19 protein-coding genes and 2 tRNA genes are annotated in these 14,638 nt (G+C 63.3%); 14 read left to right on the top strand and 7 right to left on the bottom strand.

Features of this window, described 5'->3' with window-relative positions; genetic code table 11:
- The 4 genes from E2K76_RS20510 to E2K76_RS19230 form a co-directional block, all read left to right on the top strand.
- On the top strand, positions 1 to 231 hold a 231-nt coding region (locus E2K76_RS20510; protein ID WP_169053407.1), incomplete at its 5' end, for a hypothetical protein.
- A gap of 588 nt (positions 232 to 819) precedes the next feature.
- Positions 820 to 1,500: a hypothetical protein gene (locus E2K76_RS19240; RefSeq protein ID WP_136686059.1), complete on the top strand. Its 681-nt coding sequence runs from the start codon at positions 820 to 822 to the stop codon at positions 1,498 to 1,500.
- A gap of 1 nt (position 1,501) precedes the next feature.
- On the top strand, positions 1,502 to 1,714 hold the full coding sequence (locus E2K76_RS19235) for a hypothetical protein (RefSeq protein WP_136686058.1): 213 nt from the start codon (positions 1,502 to 1,504) through the stop codon (positions 1,712 to 1,714).
- On the top strand, positions 1,714 to 1,935 hold the full coding sequence (locus tag E2K76_RS19230) for a hypothetical protein (protein ID WP_136686057.1): 222 nt from the start codon (positions 1,714 to 1,716) through the stop codon (positions 1,933 to 1,935). Before E2K76_RS19235 ends, E2K76_RS19230 begins: the two co-directional genes overlap by 1 nt.
- Positions 1,936 to 2,062: 127 nt before the next feature.
- On the opposite strand, the gene E2K76_RS19225 is transcribed toward E2K76_RS19230, so the two are convergent.
- Positions 2,063 to 2,311: a hypothetical protein gene (locus E2K76_RS19225; RefSeq protein ID WP_136686056.1), complete on the bottom strand. Its 249-nt coding sequence runs from the start codon at positions 2,309 to 2,311 to the stop codon at positions 2,063 to 2,065.
- A 532-nt stretch (positions 2,312 to 2,843) separates the two neighbouring features.
- On the opposite strand from E2K76_RS19225, the gene E2K76_RS19220 reads away from it, so the two are divergent.
- Positions 2,844 to 2,919: transfer RNA gene (locus E2K76_RS19220), tRNA-Val, on the top strand.
- Here E2K76_RS19220 and E2K76_RS20505 read toward each other — a convergent pair.
- Entirely contained in the window at positions 2,907 to 3,050 is a 144-nt protein-coding gene (locus tag E2K76_RS20505) for a hypothetical protein (RefSeq protein WP_169053406.1), read from the bottom strand. The genes E2K76_RS19220 and E2K76_RS20505 overlap by 13 nt on opposite strands.
- A gap of 135 nt (positions 3,051 to 3,185) precedes the next feature.
- Between E2K76_RS20505 and E2K76_RS19215 the strand changes: the two genes are divergently transcribed.
- The 5 genes from E2K76_RS19215 to E2K76_RS19195 are packed head-to-tail and all read left to right on the top strand — an operon-like array spanning position 3,186 to position 7,222.
- Positions 3,186 to 4,088 (top strand): siderophore ABC transporter substrate-binding protein, encoded by a 903-nt coding sequence (locus E2K76_RS19215; protein WP_136686055.1) that lies wholly within the window; start codon positions 3,186 to 3,188, stop codon positions 4,086 to 4,088.
- On the top strand, positions 4,085 to 5,038 hold the full coding sequence (locus E2K76_RS19210; protein WP_136686054.1) for an ABC transporter permease: 954 nt from the start codon (positions 4,085 to 4,087) through the stop codon (positions 5,036 to 5,038). The genes E2K76_RS19215 and E2K76_RS19210 overlap by 4 nt, the downstream gene beginning before the upstream one ends.
- Positions 5,025 to 5,990, top strand: a complete 966-nt coding sequence (locus E2K76_RS19205; protein ID WP_136686053.1) for an iron chelate uptake ABC transporter family permease subunit — start codon at positions 5,025 to 5,027, stop codon at positions 5,988 to 5,990. Before E2K76_RS19210 ends, E2K76_RS19205 begins: the two co-directional genes overlap by 14 nt.
- Positions 5,987 to 6,745, top strand: coding sequence for an iron ABC transporter ATP-binding protein (locus tag E2K76_RS19200; protein ID WP_136686052.1), 759 nt, complete (start codon positions 5,987 to 5,989; stop codon positions 6,743 to 6,745). Before E2K76_RS19205 ends, E2K76_RS19200 begins: the two co-directional genes overlap by 4 nt.
- A 42-nt stretch (positions 6,746 to 6,787) precedes the next feature.
- The gene (locus E2K76_RS19195) at positions 6,788 to 7,222 is read left to right on the top strand and encodes an MmcB family DNA repair protein (RefSeq protein WP_394343942.1); all 435 of its coding nucleotides are present in this window, start codon (positions 6,788 to 6,790) and stop codon (positions 7,220 to 7,222) included.
- Here E2K76_RS19195 and E2K76_RS19190 read toward each other — a convergent pair.
- Positions 7,219 to 7,425, bottom strand: coding sequence for a DUF6324 family protein (locus tag E2K76_RS19190; protein ID WP_136686050.1), 207 nt, complete (start codon positions 7,423 to 7,425; stop codon positions 7,219 to 7,221). The two genes, E2K76_RS19195 and E2K76_RS19190, sit on opposite strands and share 4 nt — an antisense overlap.
- A 105-nt stretch (positions 7,426 to 7,530) precedes the next feature.
- Between E2K76_RS19190 and E2K76_RS19185 the strand changes: the two genes are divergently transcribed.
- A tRNA-His gene (locus E2K76_RS19185) sits at positions 7,531 to 7,607 on the top strand.
- Between the two features lie 41 nt (positions 7,608 to 7,648).
- Here E2K76_RS19185 and E2K76_RS20500 read toward each other — a convergent pair.
- From E2K76_RS20500 to E2K76_RS19175, 3 genes are all read right to left on the bottom strand, one after another.
- A complete protein-coding gene (locus tag E2K76_RS20500; RefSeq protein WP_169053405.1) occupies positions 7,649 to 7,807 on the bottom strand; it encodes a hypothetical protein in 159 nt (52 codons plus the stop codon).
- Positions 7,800 to 9,437, bottom strand: a complete 1,638-nt coding sequence (locus E2K76_RS19180) for an asparagine synthase-related protein (RefSeq protein ID WP_136686049.1) — start codon at positions 9,435 to 9,437, stop codon at positions 7,800 to 7,802. The genes E2K76_RS20500 and E2K76_RS19180 overlap by 8 nt, the downstream gene beginning before the upstream one ends.
- A 123-nt stretch (positions 9,438 to 9,560) precedes the next feature.
- Positions 9,561 to 9,698, bottom strand: a complete 138-nt coding sequence (locus E2K76_RS19175; RefSeq protein WP_136686048.1) for an entericidin A/B family lipoprotein — start codon at positions 9,696 to 9,698, stop codon at positions 9,561 to 9,563.
- A gap of 85 nt (positions 9,699 to 9,783) precedes the next feature.
- Between E2K76_RS19175 and parA the strand changes: the two genes are divergently transcribed.
- Complete coding sequence (gene parA / locus E2K76_RS19170; protein ID WP_136686047.1) at positions 9,784 to 10,407, top strand: ParA family partition ATPase; 624 nt, start codon at positions 9,784 to 9,786, stop codon at positions 10,405 to 10,407.
- Here parA and uvrB read toward each other — a convergent pair.
- Positions 10,404 to 12,578 carry an excinuclease ABC subunit UvrB gene (gene uvrB / locus E2K76_RS19165; RefSeq protein WP_136686046.1) on the bottom strand — a complete coding sequence of 725 codons (2,175 nt, stop codon included), beginning with the start codon at positions 12,576 to 12,578 and terminating at the stop codon, positions 10,404 to 10,406. The genes parA and uvrB overlap by 4 nt on opposite strands.
- Positions 12,579 to 12,694: 116 nt before the next feature.
- On the opposite strand from uvrB, the gene E2K76_RS19160 reads away from it, so the two are divergent.
- Both E2K76_RS19160 and E2K76_RS20680 read left to right on the top strand, forming a co-directional pair.
- Positions 12,695 to 13,006, top strand: a complete 312-nt coding sequence (locus E2K76_RS19160) for an ETC complex I subunit (RefSeq protein ID WP_136686045.1) — start codon at positions 12,695 to 12,697, stop codon at positions 13,004 to 13,006.
- A complete protein-coding gene (locus E2K76_RS20680; RefSeq protein ID WP_220432311.1) occupies positions 12,990 to 13,877 on the top strand; it encodes a hypothetical protein in 888 nt (295 codons plus the stop codon). Before E2K76_RS19160 ends, E2K76_RS20680 begins: the two co-directional genes overlap by 17 nt.
- Positions 13,878 to 14,638: the final 761 nt, after the last annotated feature.

Here is a 14,638-nt window from a genome sequence, read left to right as displayed (position 1 = left end):
ATGATCGAGGACAGCAGCGGTGAAGCCACGATTGCACCCGACAATTTCACGTTTGGCACCAGTCTGAACGGGCTGTTCGCAGGCATCACCGACGCGGACGGCAGCGGGGGCGACGAGCCGGAGGATTACCGCCTGGCTCCGGGATCGAGCGTGCCCACCGCGCTGCTCGCGCCATGGCTGGAGGATACGATTGCCGTCATCCGTGCAACGCTGGATGAGGTAGGGCGCTGATGTCCGCGGCCTGACCGACAAGCGGCGGCAGTTGACCTGCCGCCGCTCGTATCGCCGGAACGCGGCAATACTCAGAACTTACCGACTCGCAATCATATCACTGGAAAAGAGATCAACAGGTAATCAAGGCAACTCGCAACGTCGCTGTAGCAACGGATGGCTTGGCTCGCCGAGGGCAGTCGGCACGTCAGGCGCGAACATCGCGTTATCTACTCGCGTGATATCGCAGGGTTTCGCGAGTCCCGGAAGCTGGATTTCTGGCCATGTCTTTTAAGATAGGTCGTGGCGGGATTAGCCGGAAGGAAAACCCCGCCACACTCACCGCCGACATGGGGTCATTCGGTGCGCGAGCTTGCCATAGATACTGTGATCGCAGGTTCTGCCAAGGGGTAGATCGAGGTAATCTCAACTCTTTTATGACGCCCGGCTAAGCGCTCCACGGTTGGGACGACCGATGATCGGAGCTTGACTGATACCGGCACTACCTCCGGGCGCTCGTCGGAAATGGGCTTTCCTATCTCCCGCACAAGTGCCTCGCGCCAGATGGGCGCAGTCCCGCCGACGGCGGGCTTTTTCATGAGAGGAACTATGAGCATCAACCTCACGCTGGGGCACACCCAGCTGATCCGAAACGAATGCGCGCTGCGTGGGCTGACCCGCCAGCAGACGGCTTATGTGCTGGCCACTGCCTTCTGGGAAGGCGGGCGCAAGATGGTCCCGGTGGAGGAGAACCTACGCTACACCGCCGAGCGCATCCGGCAGGTCTGGCCGACCCGGTTCGCATCCGTGGCCGAGGCGCGGCCCTATGCGAACAACCCGCAGGGGCTAGCAAACAAGGTCTATGGCGGGCGCATGGGGAACATCCATGCGAACGACGGCTGGACCTATCGCGGCCGGGGGCATGTCCAGATCACTGGTCGCGCGTCCTATGAGCGGGCGCAGGTTGAGATGGGCCATCCGTTCATTACAAGGCCGGAGCTGGCTCTCGATCCCGAAGCCGCTGCTCACATCCTAGTGGTCGGCATGGAGCGTGGCTGGTTCACCGGCAAGAGGCTCGCAGATTACATCGGCGCCACCGTCGATTACCACGGCGCGCGGCGGATCGTGAACGGCACCGACCGCGCGGACGAGATCGCCTCGCTGGCCCGCCAGTATGAGACGGCGCTGTCCGTCCAGCCGGAGCCGGTCCGCCCGCCCAAGCCTGCGCCCGCGCAAAGCATCTGGATCACCCTCGGGCAGCTGTTCGCCCGCATCTTCAAAGGAGCCTGAAATGGGACTCGCAAAGCAACGGTCGGCCGCGCCGACGAACAAGCTGGCCGTCGGCACGATCAGCGCCGCCGTCATCACGCAGGCCTGGGCCGAGGTCTTCGCCGAGCTTGTCCCGCAGATCGCCGGGCCGGGCGTCTCTACGCTGGCGGGCATCCTGATCGCCATGGCCATCGGTTATTTTGTGCCGGATCGGCCTAACACGCAGGTGTCGTGATGCTGCGCGGGTTGGAGGCACCACTGATCGGCGCTGTCGTGGCGCTGGTCGGCGTCGCGGTGGCCTACCTGCGGGGCCGGTCTGCGGGCCGGAAGCAGGAGCAGGGCAAGGTCGCCCGAGACACGATTAAAGCGGACAGGAGGATGGACGATGCGGACATTGGCATTGGTGCTAGCACTGACGACAACCGCGAGTGGATGCATGCGCGTGGCAAGCGCTGATGGCTGCTTGCGGCTGGCACCGCTGGTCACCGCCCATGCGGCGGCGCTGGCGGTGGACGGCGGCCCTCAGAGCTTGGCGACAGGGCGCGCGCTGATTGCAATGGATGACGCGCGCTGCGGGAGGTAATTAATCGGAGCCTTGCGCGTCCGTCTCTGTGATCTGAAAGTGGAATTTGCCTTCCATGCCTTTGGCTCTGATAAACGACCGCAGCCCGCCTTCCTCGATTGGCTCTGGGATGTCATGTATATCGTCATCCTCGGGATAGGCGTCCATGAATGCCTCGATGATCGCATCGATAGCTTCCTGACGCGAGCGCAGCGTCCCGGCTTTAACGTCGTCCCCGATTGTCAGGTTCAAGTGATAGGTTTTTTCCACCGCGATCTCCGATCATGTCTGCGGGTGGCAACCATCAGAGTGGCATTATGATCCGTGATCTGACGGTTTCCTTGCACCCGCGTCGTGCTCGGTCGCATATATGACCGCCTTCCTGACTGCCTCTTGGGCATCCTCCATCGACATGGCCGTCCCAGAGCGCGCCGGGTGTGCCCATGAGGCCCAAAACCAGGGCGATGTAACAGTCCCCTCGACGCGCCAATAGATGCGCCCCACATCCTTTCCATCGCGCATGATGATCCAGTCGTCGCGGGGCGTGTCGTGCTCGTCTAGGATGGTTCGGCGCCGTGTCCACATGCGAGCGACACTCGCAGGACAACGAGATGTTAGCAACATTCCGACTTCGGCTTTACGTCAATCATCTTGTGCGCTAGCACAAGTTAAGGCGGATCATTGCGATTCGGACGTGAACAAAAGCCGGGGAAAAAGAGGGGTATAGCGCGAACGACCGCGCTAGAATGGCCCTCCGAAGGCAAAGGTCGCACGTTCGAATCGTGCTGGGTGCGCCATAATCGGGCCGTTAGCTCAGTTGGTAGAGCGTTTCGTTTACACCGAAAATGTCGGCGGTTCGAGCCCGTCACGGCCCACCATCCTGTTCGATCGCATGCGGGTTGGCGCTGTCGATAGGGGCGCCAGTTTCTTCATCGCCCATCGAACCGATACCGAAGATCACGAAACCAAGCACGACAAGTGCCACGACGAGGATAAGGGTGCGGTTCATCTCAACTCCTTCATGCGGCGCGTGGTCGCGCCTTGGGGTTAATTTGGGCGGCGAGGTGCCTTCGTAAAGGCGCGAGTGGTTTACAAATTTTGTCGGCTATGGTTTCAGCATCCTCGAATTTGTCAGGGGATCGCGATGAGAGCCGTTCTTTCCGTTTGCCTTTCGATCATGCTTGCCATGCCGGCAGCTGCCGAAATCACCGTGACGCATCGGCAGGGCGAGGTGACCCTGCCCGCCGTGCCGCAAAAAGTGCTGGTGCTGGATTGGGCGACCATCGACAACCTCGACGCCCTGGGCGTTGCGGTTGCGGGCGTTCCGGGCGGCAATGTGCCGGATTACCTGTCGAAATATGCGGGCGACGATTACCTGAAGGTCGGATCGCTGTTCGAGCCGGATTTCGAGACTGTGGCGGGGGCGGAGGCCGATCTGATGATCGTGGCCGCCCGCTCGCGCGAGGCGCAGCCGCAACTGAACCAGATCCTGCCGACGGTCGATCTGTCTGGCGATAACACCGACATGATCGGCAGCCTGAAGGCCAACCTGACCGAACTGGGTGCGATCTTCGGCAAAGAGGATCGCGCCGCCGAACTGGTGGCGGAGCTTGATGCGAAGGTCGAACGTCTGCGCGATGCGGCGGCGGGAAAGGGCAACGCGCTGACGCTCGTGACCAATGGCGGCAAGATCGGCGTCTATGGTCCTGGATCGCGCACGGGCTGGCTGCATTCGGCCATCGGCTTTCCGGCGGTGAAGGAAAATGTGGACGACCGGACCCATACCGGCGATGGGGCAAGCTTCGAATACATCCTCGAATCCAACCCGGACTGGCTGTTCGTGGTGGACCGTGACGCGGGCGTCGGCGGCGACACCGGGGCTGCGCGGGCGCTTCTGGACAACGAACTCGTGCGGCAGACGACTGCATGGCAGAAGGATCAGGTCGTCTATCTTGAACCGACGCGCGCCTATATCGTCATGAATGGCTATACCGCGCTGACCAGCCTGCTGGATCAGGTCTATGAGAAGGTTGCCGCCGCCGAATGAAGCTGACGCTGGCAGCCCTCGCCACCCTTGCCGTCGCTGTCCTGAGCCTGTTCGTCGGAGTGAGCGACGTCACCCCGGCGTCGATCCTGAACGACGACCGCGCGGCGCAGGTGTTCCTTGCCAGCCGCCTGCCGCGCACGCTGGCTTTGGTGCTGGCGGGCACGTCGATGGCCGTGGCAGGGCTGGTGATGCAGATGATCGTGCGCAATCGCTTCGTGGAGCCGTCGACGGCGGGCACGACGGAATCGGCGGGGCTGGGGCTGCTGATCGTCACGATCTTTGCGCCGGGCTGGCCACTGATGGCCAAGATGGCGGTGGCGGCGGTTTTCGCGCTGGCGGGGACGGCGCTGTTCCTGCGCATCCTGCGAATGGTCCCGCTGCGCGACGTGCTTCTTGTGCCGCTGGTGGGGATCATGCTGGGCGGGATCATCGGCGCGGTGACGACCTTCTTCGCCTATCGTTTCGAGCTTCTGGGTTCGCTGAATGCGTGGACCATGGGGGATTTTTCGGGCGTGCTGCGGGGGCGGTATGAATTGCTGTGGATCGGCGGCGTGCTGGCCGTGCTGGCCTATCTTGCCGCAGACCGGCTGACGGTCGCGGGGATGGGGCGGGATTTCACCGTGAACCTTGGGATGAATTACCGGGCCGCCGTGGTTCTTGGGCTGGTGATCGTGGCGCTGGTCAGTGCGGTCGTGCTGGTCTCGGTCGGTGCGATCCCGTTTCTGGGGCTGATCGTGCCGAACATCGTCAGCATGGCCATCGGCGACAACATGCGCCGCAGCGTGCCTTGGGTTGCGATCACGGGGGCGGCCTTCGTCCTGGTCTGCGACATCATCGGGCGGACGCTGCGTTACCCTTACGAGATCCCGATCTCCATGGTGGTCGGCGTGGTTGGGGCGGCGATGTTCCTGATGCTTCTGTTGCGGAGCCGCGACCATGCGCGCGCATGACCGGCGGGCGCTGGGCGTCCTTTGCATCCTTGGCGTTGTAGCGGCGGTGTCCTGCGTTTGTTTCATGGTGCTGGGGGTCAAGGCGGGGTGGGGTTTCATCCTGACATTCCGGGGCACCAAGCTGCTTGCGCTGGTGGTGGTGGCCTATTCCATTGCGGTGTCCACGGTGCTGTTCCAGACGGTGACGAACAACCGCATCCTGACGCCGTCGATCATGGGGTTCGATGCGCTGTTCGTGCTGATCCAGACGCTCGTGGTGTTCTTCCTCGGCTCGGTCGCGCTGGTCTCGGTCGATCCGGTGCCGAAATTTTTGGCGGAAGTGGTGGTGATGACCGCCTTTGCCGCGGTGCTGTTCCGCTGGCTGTTTCTGGGGGCCGAGCGGAGCCTGCATCTGATGGTGCTGGTCGGGATCGTCTTCGGCATCCTGTTCCGCAATTTGTCCGCCTTCATGGCACGGCTGCTGGACCCGAACGAGCAGGTCTCGCTTCAGGATGCGCTTTTCGCGAGCTTCAACCAGATCGACGCGACGCTGCTTTGGGTGTCCTGCGTCATCGTGGCGGCGGTGAGCCTGCTGGGGCTGCGCCTTGTCCGCCGTCTGGACGTGCTGATGCTGGGGCGGGCGCAGGCGGTCAGCCTTGGCGTCGATTACAGGCGGACGGTGGCGATGATCCTTGCCGTCGTTGCGGTGCTGGTGGCGGTATCGACGGCGCTGGTGGGGCCGATCACCTTCTTTGGCCTGCTGGTGGTCAGCCTTGCGCATCTGATGGTGGGGTCGGGGCGGCATGTTTGGGTGCTGCCTGCCTCGGTTCTGCTGGGGATCATCTGTCTTGTCGGCGGGCAGACGGTGCTGGAGCGGGTCTTCGCCTTCAACACCGCGCTTGCCATCGTCATCGAATTCCTTGGGGGCCTGATGTTCATTGCCCTTCTGATGAAAGGAGCGGCCCGCAGATGATCGTCATCGAAGGTCTTCGCAAAGCCTATGGGTCAACGCCGGTGGTGGATGGCGTGTCGCTGCGCATCCCCGCATCGGGGATCACGTCGATCATCGGACCGAACGGGGCGGGGAAGTCCACGCTTCTGTCGATCATGGCGCGGCTGATGGAGGCGGATGGCGGCACGGTCATCGTGGACGAGCTGGACGTGACGCGGACGAAAACCGACCTGCTGGCCCGCCGCCTGTCGATCCTGCGGCAAGAGAACCATATCTCGTCGCGCCTGACGGTGCGGGATCTGGTGGGCTTCGGGCGGTATCCACATTCCAAGGGGCGGCTGACGCCCGAGGATGCGGGGCATATCGACCGCGCCATCGACTATCTGCACCTTGGCGATCTGGCGGATCGGTTTCTGGACGAGCTGTCGGGCGGCCAACGCCAGCGCGCCCATATCGCGATGGTGCTGTGTCAGGACACCGATTACGTCCTGCTGGACGAGCCGCTGAACAACCTCGACATGCGGCACGCGCGGGGAATGATGCAACTGCTGCGCCGTGCGGCGGACGAATTGGGCAAGACCATCGTGCTGGTCATGCACGACATCAACTTCGCGTCCTGGTATTCGGATGGCATCGTCGCGATGAAGGCGGGAAGGGTGGTCCATCACGGCGCGCCTGACGCCATCATCCGTCCCGAGGTGCTGTCCGCCATCTATGACATGCCGATTGCCGTGCAGGATGTGGCGGGCAAACGGATCGCGCTTTATTACGAGTGACTGGACATTTGTTCATGATCCGTTCATATATCCGGCATGGACATGGAACCGATCCTTCCCGGATTTCGCCTTGCTCGGGGCGTCGCGCGCCATCTGCGCGGCCATGACTTCGTCACCGTGACCGAACTCGTGCCCGCGCCGGGGCTGAGAGTGGATGTGATGGCGCTTGGCCCGAAGGGAGAGGTCTGGATCGTCGAGTGCAAGTCGAGCCGCGCCGACTATCTGTCGGACCGAAAGTGGCACGGATACCTCGAATGGTGCGACAGGTTCTTCTGGGCCGTCGATGCCGATTTCCCGGCCGAGCTTTTGCCGCAGGAAACCGGCCTGATGCTGGCCGACAGCTATGATGCCGAGATCATGCGGATCGGGCCGGAGACGCGCCTTGCCCCTGCACGGCGCAAGGCGGTGACGCATTGCTTCGCGCGCCACGCGGCGGCGCGGTTGCAGGGGCTGCGCGATCCGGGATTCGGACTCTAGCGTTTCTTTTTCGGCGGCTCGCCCATCGCGCGGGCGCGTTCGGCCGCGGCCAGAAGCTCCTCGGCGATTTCCTCGGCCTCTTCCGGGTCGAAGTCCAGCGGCAGGTCCACGCCTTCCGCCTCGACATAGATGCGGACCATGCCGGCGCTGGTGGGGCCGATCTGCAGGTTCGCGGCGACTTCGCTTTGCTTGTTGATGCCCATTGGCGCTGTCTCCTTTTGACCGTTCAGGTAGCTGTCGCAGAAACGCCATGCAAGTGTCCGAAGGCCCTTGCATTCCGATTTCAGCAGCGTTACATCGCCCGCAGTGCCGACTTAGCTCAGTTGGTTAGAGCACCAGATTGTGGATCTGGGGGTCCCCCGTTCGAGCCGGGGAGTCGGTACCATCACTCAGGCACTTGAAGAATGAATGGCTAGGCCGCCAGGCCTAGGCCTGGTTCTTTTTCAGCCACTGCGTCGAATAGAGCGAGGAGATCAGGAACACGCGCAGCAGCACCTGTTGATGCGAAGCCTTGGTCGTCGTCAGCGAATCCCAATAGGGGGTGTTGCCCTTGCCTGCCGGCCGCGCTTCGATCTGGTCACGCAATTCGGGCGACAGGCTGGATTTTGATGTCGTGCCAAGTGGCGCTGTCCAGGGTCGCGGCGCAGAATGTGCGTGTGGTCGGACGGAAGCGGTGGGGATTTTCGTCGAAGACCAGACCTTCGGCGTTGGATTTCGACTTGGGCAAGGGGGTGCGGTCGCCATAGCCGGGGATCTCGGCATCCGCGCCGTCCAGTTCGAAGCGCCAGCGGTCATTGTAAAGCCCGAGCTTGCCCAGACGCGGCGCGGCATTCGAGATCATCGCGAAGTTCATCTTTTCCGACATTCGCTCTTTCGCGCCGGTCGCCGCGACGAAGGCAAAGACAGCATCGTCCAGCAGGGGCATGAGCGGCCTCGTGATCCCCTCCATTGCCATGAAGGTCGAGGCATACCAATAGCCAAGACGGAAATCCGCGCTGCCCCAATGCAGCACATCCGCCGCCGACAGATGTGTCCCGCGCCCGCGCTCGGCCGCCCAGGCATCGACGGCGGCGAGGTTAGGGGCGTTCAGATCTTCGGTCACAAGGCCCGATCGCACCTTGGTCTTAAGGTATCGTATGGCCCGCGTCGCATCCCACGACGCCGATTGCAAACCGGGGGCATAGCCGCCCCGCTGAAGATGGCCCTGCCCAGTCATCACCAGCCCGCCATCGCGCGGCGGGTCCAGTGTATGGGCGAATTGATGCGGCACGGCGGTGATCAGTCCTTCGGTCGCCATATGCGACAGGCATGCGGCGCGGATCGGGTCTGCGATGACCTGCTGCGGGCGGATTTCGTGCCGGAAGCCGCAAGCTTCGGCCACGCGCGCGGCGGTTTGCGCTTCGCCCGAATCGGGCGCGCCCATGGTCACGGCAGAAATATTCATCCCCGTGCCATGTGCGATGGCCAAGATGGTGCGGCTGTCCTTGCCGCCGCTGAGCCGCAGCGTCACGTCGCGGTTTCCGGCGACCGAAACGGCGGTCTCCAGCTTCTCGCGGTATTGCCGCGCCACGTCGTTCAGCGATCCTTCGACGACTGGATGCCTGGGATGCGGATGGTCGATCGGGGTCGGGTCGCCATCCTGAACGAGAAGCCCCTTCATGACAGGGTTGCGGCGGGTGTCGGCATAGGGGGTCGAGCCGATTGCATATCCGCTTGCCAGCATCTCGAAGGCGTAATCGCGGCGCAGGCGGATCGCGGCGCTGCGGGTAGAGGCGAGATATGCAAGAAGCGGGCGGGGCGCGACGACCGTATATTCGGCGCGTGTCTGCGCGGTATAGAGGCCGTGGACAGGCGGCTGCGTTGACCAAGCGAACAGACGTTCGCTCTGATCGATCAGGCAGAACGCGGCCACACCGCCGGGGCTCTGGTCAAGGAAAAGGCCGCTGCTGGATGTTCTCACCCGATCAAGGATGCCCTGCGGCGAAAGGACGGTCGTATACCCCGTAATGCCAAGCACGAGGCCATTGCGGCGCGACATCGCCGCCTGTTCGCCGCGTGTGGGCCAGACGACCAGCGCGGACTTCTTGCCGATCCAGATCTCGGGCTCGGAAGAATAGATCGAGGGAAGATAATCGCGGCAGATTTGCACTGCCTTTTCGACGGTTCTGCTGACGTGAACGGGCTTCTTGAAAGAGAACGCGACGAAAGTGCTCACTCGGACCTCATCTGGTAGGGCATGGATTTGAGCAGACAATCGCGTGGCAATTGCGACTTATCAATCCGATTCGCCCATCCCGACGGGTCGATGGTGGCCGGGCGCGCGCCCGGCCGGCCTTTGTCAGGGCTGCTGCGCCTGGTTGGCTTCGTTGGTGATCGCCTGACCTGCCGAGGTGAGGTCGCGGCCCGCACCGGCCGTGGTCTCGCAAGCGGCAAGAGCCAGCAGGGCGATGATCGGCAGAACAGTAAGATTGCGCATTTTGCATGTTCCCTTCAAAGTTTGCGGGTGCTTAACGCGGGAGCGGCATTTCCGGTTCCGCAGCAAGGTGTCGAAGGAAAGCAGAATGGGCAAGGTGATCACGGTGGCGCAGCAAAAGGGCGGGGCGGGCAAGACGACGCTTGCCGTCACGCTTGCCGTTGCCTTTGCGCGGGACGGCGCACGGGTGGCGGTGCTGGACACCGATCCGCAGGGCAGCCTTGGCCGTTGGTTCATGCAGCGGCGCGATCGGCTGGGCGATCCGGGGCTGGACTTTGCCACCGCCTCGGCATGGGGCGTATCCTATGAATGCGAGAAGCTGCGGCGCGGCAGCGACATCGTCATCGTCGATACGCCGCCCAAGGTGGATGCGGACCTGCGCCCGGCGCTGCGCGAGGCTGATCTGGTGCTGATTCCGGTGGCGGGCAGCCATCTGGACCTTTGGGCGACGGATGGGGTGCTGGATCTTGCCGCACGCGAAGGGCGGCGCACGATGATCGTGTTGAACCGGATGAAGGCCGGCACCCGGCTGGCCGAGGAGGTGGCGGGCGCGGCGGTCAAGACCGGGTCGGGTGTGGCGCAGACCCGTTTCGGCCATCGCACGGCCTTTGCGGAATCGCTGGGGCAGGGGCTGGCCGTATCCGAGATGGGCCGCAGCCCCGCCGCGACCGAGGCAGCGGCGCTGACGGCAGAGCTTCGCGCGCTGCTTTAGCGTTTGCGGCGTTTGTTGCCGCCACGCTGGCCCGCGCGGCCCGCGGTGGACCGGCCCGAGGATTTGACCGCAGCTTCGGCTGCTTCCTCGACCGCGGATTGGCGGGCGAGCGGGTCGTCCGACACTGCCAGCTCCACCGCCTCCAGCCGCTTCACCTCGTCGCGCAGACGGGCGGCTTCCTCGAATTCGAGGTTCTCCGCGGCCTTTCGCATCTGTGTGCGAAGCGCGTCCAGATGCGCGGCGAGGTTCGAGCCGACATTCTCGACCTTTGCCGTGACGCGGGATTGGTCGGTGTCGCCCTGCCACAGCCCTGCGAGCACATCCTCGACATTCTTGCGGACGGTCCGGGGCGTGATCCCGTGTTCGAGGTTGTAGGCCATCTGCTTTTCCCGCCGCCGGTCGGTTTCGGCCATCGCGCGTTCCATCGACCCGGTGATGCGGTCGGCATACATGATGACGCGCCCATCCGCGTTCCGCGCCGCCCGGCCGATGGTCTGGATCAGCGAGGTTTCCGACCGCAGGAACCCTTCCTTGTCCGCGTCCAGAATGGCGACCAGCCCGCATTCGGGGATGTCCAACCCCTCGCGCAGAAGGTTGATCCCGACCAGCACGTCGAAGGCACCCAGCCGCAGGTCGCGCAGGATCTCGATCCGCTCGATCGTGTCGATGTCGGAGTGCATGTAGCGGATGCGGATGCCCTGTTCGTGGAAGTATTCGGTCAGATCCTCGGCCATGCGCTTGGTCAGCACCGTCACCAGCACGCGCAGATCCTGTTTTGTGACGCGGCGAATCTCGTCCAGCAGATCATCGACCTGCATCTCCACCGGGCGGATTTCCACAACCGGGTCCAGAAGGCCGGTCGGGCGGATGACCTGTTCGGCGAAGGTGCCGCCCGCCTGCTCCAGCTCCCACTTCGACGGGGTGGCGGAGACGAAGACCGACTGCGGGCGCATCGCGTCCCACTCCTCGAACTTCAGCGGGCGGTTGTCCATGCAGGATGGCAGGCGGAAGCCGTGTTCCGCCAGCGTGAACTTGCGCCGGTAGTCACCTTTATACATCGCGCCGATCTGCGGAACCGACACGTGGCTTTCGTCCGCGAAGACGATGGCGTTGTCCGGGATGAATTCGAACAGCGTCGGCGGCGGCTCGCCCGGCGCGCGGCCGGTCAGATAGCGCGAATAGTTTTCGATCCCGTTGCAGACGCCGGTCGCCTCCAGCATCTCGATGTCGAAGCTGGTGCGCTGTTCCAGCCGCTGCGCCTCCAGCAGCTTTCCCTCGGCGACCAATTGGTCCAGCCGGACCCGCAGCTCTTTCTTGATGCCGATGACCGCCTGCTGCATCGTCGGGCGCGGGGTCACGTAGTGGCTGTTGGCATAGATGCGGATCTGCTTGAAACTGTCGGTCTTGGCCCCGGTCAGGGGGTCGAATTCGACGATGCTTTCAAGCTCCTCGCCGAAGAAGCTGAAACGCCACGCCCGGTCATCAAGGTGGGCCGGCCAGACCTCGACCGAATCGCCACGAACGCGGAAGTTGCCGCGCTGGAAGGCCTGGTCGTTGCGGCGGTATTGCTGCGCGACCAGTTCACCCAGCATCTGGCGCTGTTCGTAATTCTGCCCGACGACCAGATCCTGCGTCATCGCCGAATAGGTCTCGACCGAGCCGATGCCGTAGATGCACGACACCGACGCCACGATGATCACATCGTCGCGTTCCAGCAGCGCCCGCGTGGCCGAGTGGCGCATCCGGTCGATCTGCTCATTGATCTGCGATTCCTTCTCGATGAACGTGTCCGATCGGGGAACGTAGGCTTCGGGCTGGTAGTAGTCGTAGTAGCTGACAAAGTATTCGACGGCGTTATCGGGGAAGAACCCCTTGAATTCGCCGTATAACTGCGCCGCCAGCGTCTTGTTCGGGGCAAGGATGATCGCAGGGCGCTGCGTCTGTTCGATGATCTTTGCCATCGTGAAGGTCTTGCCCGTGCCGGTCGCACCCAGAAGCACCTGATCGCGCTCGCCTGCGTTCACACCTGCCGCCAGTTCCGCAATCGCGGTCGGCTGATCGCCCGCCGCCGTGAAGGGGGTCTGCATCGCGAACCGCCGCCCGCCCTCCAGCTTCGGCCGGGTCAGGACCTCGGGGCGGAGCACGGGCATGTTCATGTTGTTGTGCGGCATCTGCTTCCCTTTCGACCGCCTGTATTTGATCCGTTTTTGTTCCCGTTCAAGGGGGTCTTGCACTGACGGGGGTGTTTCGATCATAAGTCGTTCAGGTTCAGCGAAGGAGCTTCCCCATGCGTGCCCGCATCTATCAACCTGCCAAGACCGCGATGCAATCGGGCACCGCAAAGACCAAAGGCTGGACGCTCGAATTCGCCCCGGCCTCGGCACGCGAGATCGACCCGCTGATGGGCTGGACATCGTCCGACGACACGCAGCGGCAGGTGCGCCTGCGGTTCGAGACGCGCGAAGCCGCCGAAGAATACGCGCGCGAGAACGGGATCGAGTTCGAGGTGACGGAGCCGAAGGCGCGCAAACACGTGATCCGCCCCCGCGGCTATGGCGAGAATTTCGCGACCGACCGCAAGGGTGCCTGGACGCACTGAGCCTGCAGTTCGGACCATAGCTGCTGCCGTTCGGGGCAAAGATTTTCCGGTTCGGGGCATCGACCATTCGTTCTCGTTCCCCGAGGCGTATTTTGCCCGCCACGATCTGCCGCGCGACTGGGACATGTTTCTGGAGGATTTCCACGCGCACTGGCCGACGGACCAGAAGAACCTCTACGTCGATTTAATACGCGACGGCATTGCAGGTTTTGCCTATCGCCGAGATGGCGAGACCCGTTGGCGGCGAAAGGCCGAGGAGATCGCCCGCGCGAAATCCGCATTCCATTTCGACGTGACGGGGCGGGTGGCCGAACCCACCCACGCCTGTCTGCCGTTTCTACGCGCCATCCGCCTTGCGCTGCCCGCCCTGCATATCTGGCCGTTCGATGGCTGGAATATCCCCTCGGGATGCGCTGGTCGAGATATACCCGGCCTCTGGGCTGCCGATTACCCAAGCAAAGGCCGCACGCACGACCAGCGGGATGCTTTCGTCGCCGCCTCGTGGCTGAGAGATTCCAATCAAGACGGTCGGCTCGTAGCCGCCCTGCAGCCCGAGTTGGGGGAGGAGGCGCTGCGCCTTGCCCGCTACGAAGGTTGGATACTCGGCGTCGTCGCCGATGAGACGTCTATGCCAAAGAGGCGAAACACTCAGCATACTTCGCCTGCGAACCGCGATACCACACCCGGTTATAGCGATCGGAACGACCAGATCGTCGCAGGCCCGACCGGCCGCCCAGGCACGGACCACAATCAACAGATCTATCACATGCACTGCGGGTCGTGTGGTCTGAACTACGGCGCGAACGGCTCGGACATCCATATGCGGAAATGCCCGCGATGTGGCGGTGGGGCACCTGGACTAGTGGTCTGAAGATTGGCTTCGCTTGCTCGTCTACTTCGGCTCTTTGGGACATATTTTTTGGGTGGATGCGGCCGTCGTATGCCCTTTCCCTGATGCGCGGAGTGCCCCGCCGCAAGTCTCTGTCTGGCTTGCGACGGACGGATGCGACAGCCGGGGCTTTGGCTGCCGCTATGACGCGCCGCTCCAGATCATGCGCCTCTGCAACACCAAACGCCACCAATCGACCCAACGCCAATCGATCCGCGCGCGCCTGATGCCCTCACCTGCATGTCTGGCACGGTGCGTCGCTGCGTTGGTCGAGATCTTCCCACGTGGTTCAGGCGCGGACCGATTGCAGCCAGTCAGGCAAGGGCGGCATGCGCGGTACGATCGCGTCGGAACCTGCTAGCAACGCTTGTCCGAGTTCGGGCGCGATGACGATTTTTGTTGGCGGCCAGGTTTTTCCGCGCGCCCAGCCGGATGTAACGATGTTCGAAACATGTCTCACCAGACTTTTACGATCATCTGGTCGCAGGCGCTGGCCGCCGTCGTCGGCGCGGGGTTATGACCCTGCTGGAGCCGTTCGCGATTTTTGCAGCGTTTCACGCCTCGCGCCCGAAGCGGGATCTGGTCGCGCTGATCGTGATGGGCCGTCGCCGTTCGAGTGGCAGCGATTGATTGGCTTCAAGCTTCCACCGGGTGCCGACGACTGTTTCTGTCAGGCCAAAACCAAAACGCGCGGTCGCCGTATCGCCTTTGCTAGGGTCCAGACTCATTGAGTTTCAGAGCCA

It is taken from the genome of Falsirhodobacter xinxiangensis (assembly GCF_004959935.1).
Classification (GTDB): domain Bacteria; phylum Pseudomonadota; class Alphaproteobacteria; order Rhodobacterales; family Rhodobacteraceae; genus Falsirhodobacter; species Falsirhodobacter xinxiangensis.
The sequence above is the reverse complement of the archived record's forward strand: the minus strand, read 5'-3'. Positions and strand labels throughout refer to the sequence as shown.